The organism is Streptomyces sp. NPDC052687 (genome assembly GCF_040678395.1).
GTDB lineage: Bacteria > Actinomycetota > Actinomycetes > Streptomycetales > Streptomycetaceae > Streptomyces.
The window spans coordinates 1-9309 of the sequence record NZ_JBFATR010000089.1 but is presented as its reverse complement, the minus strand read 5'-3'; the positions used below and the strand labels follow the sequence as shown (position 1 = coordinate 9309).

The 9309-nt window shown below is 70.6% G+C and carries 6 protein-coding genes and 1 pseudogene; 5 read left to right on the top strand and 2 right to left on the bottom strand.

All coding sequences use genetic code 11. The features are described from left to right. Window positions 1–286: 286 nt before the first annotated feature. Window positions 287–1726 (bottom strand): FAD-binding oxidoreductase, encoded by a 1440-nt coding sequence (locus AB0K92_RS33115; RefSeq protein ID WP_365928978.1) that lies wholly within the window; start codon window positions 1724–1726, stop codon window positions 287–289. A 137-nt stretch (window positions 1727–1863) separates the two neighbouring features. On the opposite strand from AB0K92_RS33115, the gene AB0K92_RS33110 reads away from it, so the two are divergent. Next, window positions 1864–2343 carry a MarR family transcriptional regulator gene (locus AB0K92_RS33110; RefSeq protein WP_365928977.1) on the top strand — a complete coding sequence of 160 codons (480 nt, stop codon included), beginning with the start codon at window positions 1864–1866 and terminating at the stop codon, window positions 2341–2343. Between the two features lie 1110 nt (window positions 2344–3453). Here AB0K92_RS33110 and AB0K92_RS33105 read toward each other — a convergent pair. After that, window positions 3454–4014, bottom strand: coding sequence for a TetR family transcriptional regulator (locus tag AB0K92_RS33105; protein ID WP_365928976.1), 561 nt, complete (start codon window positions 4012–4014; stop codon window positions 3454–3456). A 138-nt stretch (window positions 4015–4152) separates the two neighbouring features. Between AB0K92_RS33105 and AB0K92_RS33100 the strand changes: the two genes are divergently transcribed. The 4 genes and pseudogenes from AB0K92_RS33100 to AB0K92_RS33085 all read left to right on the top strand — a co-directional run bounded on the left by AB0K92_RS33100 (window position 4153) and on the right by AB0K92_RS33085 (window position 9299). Next, complete coding sequence (locus AB0K92_RS33100; protein WP_365928975.1) at window positions 4153–5751, top strand: carboxylesterase family protein; 1599 nt, start codon at window positions 4153–4155, stop codon at window positions 5749–5751. 623 nt (window positions 5752–6374) lie between these two features. After that, window positions 6375–6482: pseudogene (locus AB0K92_RS33095) on the top strand (IS5/IS1182 family transposase); the annotation flags it as partial. 517 nt (window positions 6483–6999) lie between these two features. Next, window positions 7000–8280: a type III polyketide synthase gene (locus AB0K92_RS33090; RefSeq protein WP_365928974.1), complete on the top strand. Its 1281-nt coding sequence runs from the start codon at window positions 7000–7002 to the stop codon at window positions 8278–8280. 14 nt (window positions 8281–8294) lie between these two features. Next, window positions 8295–9299: a class I SAM-dependent methyltransferase gene (locus tag AB0K92_RS33085; RefSeq protein ID WP_365928973.1), complete on the top strand. Its 1005-nt coding sequence runs from the start codon at window positions 8295–8297 to the stop codon at window positions 9297–9299. The last annotated feature ends 10 nt before the right edge of the window (window positions 9300–9309 follow it).

Below are 9309 nucleotides of genomic sequence, written 5' to 3'. Positions count from 1 at the left end.
GGCCCGGCCAAGGTGCTGGTGCTGACTACCTTCGACCTGGACGAGTACGTGGTGGAGACGCCGCCGAAGGCCCGAAATGACCGGCGGGCCCAGCCGGCCGGCGTAACCGGCGGATCCGACGGCAGTCGGCGTGTCCGGCGGTAACCGGCGTAACCGGCGCAGCCCGTGGACCGGCGTACCGGCGTACCGGCGTGACCGGTGTGACCGGCGTACCCGGTGTGACCGTGCCCGGTGTGGGCGGGCCTGCGGGTCGGCGGGTCGGCGGCGGGTGGGGTGAGGGGGTGTTCTAGGCCGGGTCCGGTTGTGCCGTGCGGGGGGCGGCCGGCGGGATGTTGTGGTTGAGGCGGAAGAGGTTGTGCGGGTCGTAGACGGCCTTGATCTCGGTCAGGCGCCGGTAGTCGTCGGGGTCGTAGGCGGAGCGCACGTACTCGCTGTCGCGTTCGCCGTTGAGGAAGGTCAGGGCCCGGCCGCCGGTGCTCCAGGGCTCGAGTGCCGCGAGGAGCCGCTCGTGGGCGGGCCGGATGTCGCCGATGGCGGCGCGTTCCAGGCGTGAGACGACGTTGATCAGGTAGTGCGCGTCGCGGTTGCCGACCGCGTTGGCGACGTCGGCGGGCCGCGCGAGCCGGCCGCCCAGGTGCCGCAGTTCCACCACGTGCGGGACCGGCGCGTACGGTCCGACCAGGTCCAGCACCGCGCCGGCGGCGTCGGTGTCCAGCTCGCCCAGCAGTGTGGTGGCCGACTCGAACGTGCCGGGTACGGGCGGGTCGTTGTGGATGGTGCCCATCTCGGCGTAGGGCAGTTCCCGCACGGTGTCGTTGAAGGGGCCGAGCGCCCGCAGCGGCGCCACCAGGTCTTTGCCGGCGCCGAGGTCGTCGCCCGAGTAGGCGATACGCACGTGGACGACGTGGCGGCCGCGCAGCGGGGGCGGCAGGACGGGCGCGTCGGGGAAGGAGATCACCGCGAGGGAGGACGTCATCTCCTCGGGCTGGCCGGCCGACCACCGCAGGTAGCTGCCGAGTACCTCGCGGGCCGAGGCGAAGTCGAAGAACAGGCCGCCGCCGTAGAGGGCGGGGACCGGCATGAGGTCGATCTCGATCCCGGTGACCACACCGAAGTTGTCGCGTCCGCCGCGCAGTGCCCAGAACAGGTCCGGCTCCACGCCGGCGCTGACCTGCCGCAGCCGGCCGTCCGCCGTGACGACGTCGATGCCGCGCACGTGGTCGGCGGCGTATCCGTATCGCCGGGACAGCAGTCCCAGGCCCCCGCCCAGGGTGTAGGAGACGGCACCGACACCCGGTGCGGAGCCCGCCAGCGGTGCCAGCCCGGCCGGTGCCGCCTCGTGGATCACCTGGTCCCAGCGCACCCCGGCCGCCAGCCACGCGGTCCGTGCCCGCGTATCGACGCGTACGCCCGTCATCCGGGAGGTGTTGATCAGGACGCCGCCCGTCGCGGCGACGGCCGCCAGCGCGTGCCCGGTGCCCTGCACCGCGACCGGCAGCTCGTGCCGGCGGGCGAAGTCGACCGCCCGCTGCACGTCGGCCGGCCCGGTCGCGCCGACCAGGACCGCGGGCCGGTGCCAGCGCGCGGTCTGGTTCCCGGCCCGCTCGGTGTCGTAGTGCGCGTCCTCGGGGGTCAGCACCGGGCCCTTCACCTGCTGGGCTAACGCCGCCACGGCCTCACCGCCCACGGCCTGGGTCACGCGGTCGTTGTCGTGCGGAGCGCTCATGATCCGTCCCTTCCACCAGCCGGTCACACGCCGCGTCTCGCGGCAGGGATGCGATCCCGCTAAAGTTAGTCAAGCAACCGTACTACTTTTTGGTCAAGCCCCCTGACGGTTTGGCTGTACCGGAAAGGCGGCCCGAGATGTCCACACGAGCACAACCCGCGGGCGAGCGCCCCGTACCCCTGGCCACCCTGCTCGCCCAGGCCAAGGACCTCACCATCACCCTGCTCCACCAGCGCCTGCACGAGGAAGGCTTCGACCACGTCCGCTACCGCCACGGCTCCGTCTTCCGCCACATCGACCCCGACGGCTCACGCCTGACCGCCCTCGCCGAACGCTCCGGATTCAGCAAACAGGCCATCGCCGAAGTCGTCGACGAACTCGAACGCTCCGGCTACGCCGAACGCACCCCCGACCCCGCCGACCGCCGCGCCAAACTCATCCGCCTCACCCAGCGAGGCCGCAACGCCCAGCTCGCCGCCGCCCGCATCCTCACCGACATGGAACACCAATGGGCCCGCCGCCTCGGCCCCGACGCCATCACCACCCTGCGCCACACCCTCCAGCAGATCCTCACCCACCACCCCACCCCGCAGCAGACACCCGAAGCAGACACCTGAACCCCGCCCGCGAACAGCGGCAACCACCACACACCCGACGCCCCCCGGGGGGAAAGGCTCAGCCCCACCCCCCGGCCCGACACCCCCGGACGGAAAGGGAACAGCCCCACCCCACGACTCACGCCCCCGGTGCAGGGACAGCCCACCCCCTGCCCGGCGGGCACACCCCCCGGCAGGCACAGAGAAGCAGTCCACCACCCCACCCCCGGCCCCGGCCCCGGCCCCGGCTCCGGCGCTCAGCGGCGTACGAGGGCGCACCCCGCCCCGGCACAGCCGACAGCCCGTCCCCCTCCCCCGACGCCACCCCGGGCACACGGACAACCCACCAGGGCGGCCCCCCGGCGGAAGGAACGATCACCAGCCCGACGGCAGACACCCCACCCGGGGCGTCACCCGTCCCCCCGGCACCCCAAGTGCAGGCGACCGTTCCGCCCCGGCCCGACGACACCCGCAGCGCAAAGGGCCCGCCCCGAGGCCCGATCTCCCCGGCGCAAGGGACGATGCACCGCTGGCGGGCCGCCTACCGCCGCCGCAGCGTCGTCGAACGCTGCTTCCACCGCCTCGAGCAGCGGGCGCGGCATGGCCACCCGCTACGAGAAACAGCCCGGCCGCCGCCTCGCCGCCGTCACCCTGGCCAGCACACTCATCCGGCTCGGCACATGATCGCCAAGACGCTCCCCGGCCGAGCAGGCCGCAGCCGGCTGAAGCCCGGCCGCACACGGGAGGGGCCCGCCCGACGACAAGCCGAGACCCCAGAGCCGGCATGGCCGGCCGAGGGTGACCGGAGGTCATCGCCGCAAGGCGAATCCGAAGGCGACCTTGACGGGCCGGGCAGGCGATTCCTCATGGGGTGCCGGTACCAAGCGTGTCACCAGCCGCAAACGGCTGATCCACTCTGCCGGCTCCGCGAGTCGGGCAGATCGGCCGAGGCCGTCATCTCGGCGAGACGACCCGGCCGCCCATCGGCTCGGGCCTGTCAGCGAAGATGCGGATGCAGCCCGCTTCGGCGAGGACCTGGCCCGATGCTCGAGCAGCTGTCCACCATGGACACGGGGCGAGCGGACGGCGCCGTGGCGCTCCTGCGCGCCCCCGGTCAAAGGACCCCGAGCCTCACGCCTCCTCGGGCAGGTAGCCGGCCAGCGCCCGCAGACCCTCCAGCACCTCGTCGGCGGTGGGCGCGGACTCGGGGTCGGTGAGGTGCTGCATCATCAGGCCGCTGACGAGGGCGAGCTGCACTGAGCCGACGGTGCGGATCGTCGCTTCGGGGAGCTCGGTCTCGGCGGTTTTGGTGACCTCCCGCGCCATGCCGCTGCGTCCTTGCCGCAGCCCTGCGGCCACCTGCTCACGCAGTTCCGGATCGCGCTGCGCGCGCACGACGGTCTCCAGATTGGCGATCCAGAAGGTCTTGTTGCCCGAGAACGCCTCGATCAGGCGACGCCACAGCGCGCCGAGGTCGGCGTCGTCCGCGGACGGCCCGAAGGCCTGGCCTCCCGAGTCGAGCGCCTCGAAGAGCGCCTGGTTGAGCAGCGCCTCCTTCGAGCCGAAGTGATAGCCGATCGCCGCCATGCTGACGCCCGCCGCGGAGGCGAGGTCACGGACCGTCGTGCGCTCGTAGCCCTTGGCGAAGAGGCACTGCCTGGCGGCCTCCAGCAGCTTCTCCCGATTTCCCATGACGCGGACCCTAACAACGATCTGCACGCCTGTGCCAGACGAACGCCTTAGGCAATCGCATCAGACAAACGTCTTGTGCATCTGCGCAAATCCTGGCTACCGTTCGGAGCACCGAAGATCACGATCCCGGGAGCCCAGATGAGCACCATGAAGTTACGCGTCGCCGCCCTTGCCGCGGTCACCGTCTCCGCAACGCTCGCCGCCACGGTGACCACGGCCGGCCCTGCCTCCCCGCGCCCCAGCGCCCAGGTCCTCCCCACCCGGGTGATGACCGCCGAGGGCCCGGTCCAGGGCGCGGTCGCTGGTGCGGTCCGCACGTTCCAGGGCATCCCTTACGCGGCCCCGCCGACCGCAGAACGCAGGTGGAAGGCGCCGCAAACGGTGCGCCATTGGTCGTCGCCGCTGGACGCCCGCGCCCCGAAGAGCGCCTGCGCGCAGCCGACCGACCAGCCCGTCTCGATCGAGGACGGCGGCAGCGAGGCCTGCCTCCACCTGAACGTCACCACTCCTGCTGGGCGGACGACGGGACGGCTGCCGGTCATCGTCTGGATTCACGGCGGCAGCTTCACCTACGGCGACGGCGCCACCTACCGCGCCGCCAAACTGGCCGCCGCGCAGCAGGGCGCGATGGTCGTGACGATCAACTACCGGCTCGGCGCGTTCGGCTTCCTCACCGCGCCCGGCCTGCGCGCACCGGCCAACCTCGGCCTTCTCGACCAGCAGGCCGCATTGAAATGGGTCCAACGCAACGCCGGTGCCTTTGGCGGCGACCCCCGCAATGTCACGATCATGGGCCAGTCGGGCGGCGGCTACAGCGTCTGCGCCCAGCTGGTCTCACCCAAAGCCCGCGGGCTCTTCAGCAAGGCGATCGTGCACAGTGCGGGCTGCGTCGGACCGGACGGCTCGTTCACCCGCACGCAGGCGAAGACCATCGGCCTCGCCGTCGCCAGAGCCGCGGGCTGCGACGATCCGCGCACCGCCGACTCCTGCCTGCGGCGCAGGTCCACCGCCGAGCTCATCAAGGCGTCCGTCTCCGGGCACGACGGCTACCGGCCAGTGGTGGACGGCAAGGTACTCCCCGAGGCCCCGTCACGGGCGATCGCCGCCGGGCGGTTCGCCCGGGTACCGGTGCTGCACGGCTCCACTCACGACGAGATGAGCGGGCTGGCCGGGCTCGACGAGATCATGCAAGGGAGGCCGCTGACCGCCGAGGGATACACCAACAAGGTCACCGAGCAGTTCGGGAAGGACGCTCCCGCAGTCCTGGCCGAGTATCCCGTCGCGAACTACCCGGCACCCGGGGCGGCGCTGTCGGCCGTGCTGACCGACTCGCAGTGGTCGACTGCGGCGCTCGACACCCAGCGCGCGCTGGCCCGCCACACCCCCGTCTACGCCTACGACTTCGCCGAGGCCAAGGCCCCGTACTTCAAGAGCGTGCCGCGGCCGGCGAGTTTCCCGCTCGGCACCGGCCACATGATCGACCTCGCCTACCTGTTCGACAACGACCTGTTCGAGCCGCTCGACGCCGCGCAAGCCGGGCTGTCGGACACGGTGACCGCCTACTGGAGCCGGTTCGCGAGCACAGGGCAGATGAACGGGCACAGCATGCCCACGTGGAAGCAGTTCACCACCAGCCGCCCCTACGTGCAGCGGCTCGCGTCCGGCCGCACCGGGCAGACCGACTTCGCGGCCGACCACCACTACGCCTTCTGGAAGGCACTCGCCCTCTCACGGTGAGGTCAAGGGCTCGTGACGGAGTACGCGACAGCCGGAACGCCGCCGTTTGCGGCTGGTGACACGGCCCCTACCGGCACCCCGCGAGACCAGGCGGGCGACCCGCCAGTGACCATCCGCGCGCCGCCACTCCCGCTGCGCCCGCCCCGACCGGGCCGCCGCAGCGGAAGTGGCGACATCACATCTCATCGGCATAGATCACGGCAAAGGCCATGAGCGACTCCCGAAGCCACCAACGACGGCATCCCCGGAACGTGACACAGCCACCCGGCGCACCGCAGCGGCCCGCGGCGCCGCAGCGGCCCAGCAGCCCCGCCCGGGACGCCGCCAGGGAGCCGGTGACGGCGCCGGTGACGGCCTGTGCGGTGACCCCGCCTCTGTACTTCCGCCACGATCGAGCGCCCCGGACGCAGGACTCCTCCCACCGCCGAAAGCACAGCCCCTCCAGCCCCGCCGCCGTCCACGCCGGCCACCCGCGCGCCACGGCCGGCCCGGCCGTCGACGGGCACAACGTCAGTGCGCCCCCGCGATCCGCTCCCCTCTGCGCCGGCCGTCGGGGGATCCGGGCGGTGATCCCACAGCCCGCCGACCAGACCGCCGACCGCAAGCGGCCGGACAGCCGCAGCGGCCGTCCACCCGCCTTCGACCGGCAGGCACACCAAGGCCGCAACACCCTCGAACGCCGCACCAACAAGCTCCAGCAGCGGCGCGGGCCGGCCACCCGCTACGACAAGACCCCCACCATCCACCTCGCCGCGCTCCACCTCGCCGCCGCCTTCACCCGGTCAGCAAGATGATCCCCAAGAAACGACCCAGCCCGCCCCGGCCCCACCCCCCGCGCGCAAGGAACAGTCCACCACCCGGCCCGACGCCACCCCCTCCCCCGGCACAGGACACACTCCACCACCCCAGCCCGACGCCACCCCCTCCCCCGGCACAGGACACACTCCGCCACCCGGCACAGGACACACTTCGCCACCCGGCACAGGACACACTCGCCACCCGGCCCGCCCATACACCCCACCCGGCACAGGACACACTTCGCCACCCGGCACAGGACACACTCCGCCACCCGGCCCGCCCATACACCCCACCCCCCGTGCCTCAAGGCGGTGGGCGACGGGCCGTCAGCCGGCCGGCCGGGCAGCACACCGCACCGCAAGTGCACGCCAAGCCGGCACCAAGCACCCCCGGCCAGCATGGGCAGGTGCCGAACCCGAAGCCGACTCCCAGAAGGTGGACTCCGCGGATATGCCAACGCTCTGCAAACCGTCGGTGGACGTGCCCGAACACATCATCACCCTGGAAGAAACCCTGAAGTTCGCCGAAGACACCCACCACGGCAAACCCCAACTCCCCCTCGCCCTGCGACTCATCAAAAACACCGGGGTGCAAAAACGGCACCTCGTCCAGCCCATCGAGAAAACCCTGCGCCACCCCGGCCTCGAAGAACGCAACCGCATCTTCGAGAAGGAAGCCAAAAAACGATGCCCCAAGGTCATCGAAGAAGCCCTCGCCCACGCCCAGCTCACCGCCCGGGACATCGACGCCATCATCTTCGTCTCCTGCACCGGCTTCCTCATGCCGTCCATGACCGCATGGCTCATCAACAACATGGGCTTCCGCAGCGACACCCGCCAGATCCCCATCGCCCAACTCGGCTGCGCAGCCGGCGGCGCCGCCATCAACCGCGCCCACGACTTCTGCACCGCCTACCCCCACAGCAACGTCCTCATCGTCTCCTGCGAACTGTGCTCCCTGTGCTACCAGCCCGGAGACGACCAGATCAGCTCACTGCTGTCCGACGGACTCTTCGGCGACGCCGTCGCCGCCGCCGTCGTCCGCGGCCACGGCGGCACCGGCATCTCCCTCGAACGCAACGCCTCCCACCTCATCCCCCACACCGAAACCTGGATCTCCTACGCCGTACGCTCCACCGGCTTCCACTTCCAACTCGACCGCCGCGTCCCCGGCACCATGAAACCCCTCGCCCCCGTCCTGCGCGACCTCACCCACACCCACGGCTGGAACATCGCCACCCTCGACTTCTACATCATCCACGCCGGCGGCCCCCGCATCCTCACCGACCTCAGCACCTACCTCGACGTCGACCCCCACAAATTCCGCCACAGCCGCACCACCCTCACCCAATACGGCAACATCGCCAGCGCCGTCGTCCTCGACGCCCTACGCCGCCTCTTCAACGAAAACACCACCACCACCGGCGCCACCGGCCTCATCGCAGGCTTCGGCCCCGGCATCACCGCCGAAATGGCCCTCGGCACCTGGCACACCACCACCCCCACCACCAACCACACAACAACCACCACCATCATCACCAGCCCCCACACCCACACGCCCACAACCCCGACACCCGCCCACGCGACCACAACCCAACCCACACCGGCACCCGCCCACGCCCACGCGACCGCAACCCAGCCCACACCCGCGCACGCGACCGCGCACACGTCCGCACCCCAGCCCCCGCCCCCGCCGCCACCCACCCCCGCCCCGGCCCCCCTCACCCTCTAAGGACACCACCCACCATGACCACCACCACCCCACCCCCCTCACCCAGCCGCATCCTCGAAATCGCCAGCGGCTACTGGGCCACCGCCCTCCTCGGCACCGCCACCCAGCACTCCCTCTTCACCCACATCCACCACGGACACACCACCCCCGACCAACTCACCCACCAAACCGGCCTCGCCCCCCGCGGCATCCAGACCCTCCTCGACGGACTCGTCGGACTCGGCCTCCTCACCACCCACAACGGCACCTACCACAACACCCCCGAAACCACCCACTACCTCATCGAAGGACAACCCAACGACATCACCGGCTTCCCCCAACTCAAACTCAACGAAATGAACAAAATCAACGACCGCCTCGACATCTTCCAAACCGGCCAACCACCCACCCGCCCCGAAACCGAAATCGCCGACAACCCCCACTGGCACAACGTCGTCACCGCCATCGCCAACCTCACCATCCCCGCCGCCCACAAAGCCGCCCACCTCCTCAACCTCCCCCAACAACACCACCCCCACATCCTCGACATCGGCGGCGGACTCGGCACCTTCTCCCGCATCTTCCTCCAACTCAACCCCACCGCCCACGCCACCCAACTCGACTGGCAACCCATCAACAACCTCGCCGAACAACACCTCACCCAACACCACCTCAACCACCGCTTCACCACCATCAACGGCAACTTCCACACCACCCCCCTCCCCCCCAACACCTACGACATCGCCATCTACTCACACATCGCCCACCAAGAAAGCCCCCACACCAACACCCAACTCCTCACCAAAATCCGCCACACCCTCAAACCCCACGGCACCCTCATCATCAACGACTACATCACCCACAACCAACGCACCGGACCCCCCTTCCCCCTCCTCTTCACCAGCGAAATGCTCCTCAAAAGCAACCACGGCAACACCTGGACCCACCACGACTACACCACCTGGCTCACCCAAGCCGGCTACACCACCATCACCCACCACCCCACCCACACCCCCACCACCCTCATCCTCGCCCAATAAACACACACCG

Bases quoted from the DNA above. Each gene is read 5' to 3' on its own strand.
- AB0K92_RS33115 (WP_365928978.1), bottom strand. From the start codon at position 1,726: ATGAGCGCTCCGCACGACAACGACCGCGTGACCCAGGCCGTGGGCGGT.
- AB0K92_RS33110 (WP_365928977.1), top strand. From the start codon at position 1,864: ATGTCCACACGAGCACAACCCGCGGGCGAGCGCCCCGTACCCCTGGCC.
- AB0K92_RS33105 (WP_365928976.1), bottom strand. From the start codon at position 4,014: ATGGGAAATCGGGAGAAGCTGCTGGAGGCCGCCAGGCAGTGCCTCTTC.
- AB0K92_RS33100 (WP_365928975.1), top strand. From the start codon at position 4,153: ATGAGCACCATGAAGTTACGCGTCGCCGCCCTTGCCGCGGTCACCGTC.
- AB0K92_RS33090 (WP_365928974.1), top strand. From the start codon at position 7,000: ATGCCAACGCTCTGCAAACCGTCGGTGGACGTGCCCGAACACATCATC.
- AB0K92_RS33085 (WP_365928973.1), top strand. From the start codon at position 8,295: ATGACCACCACCACCCCACCCCCCTCACCCAGCCGCATCCTCGAAATC.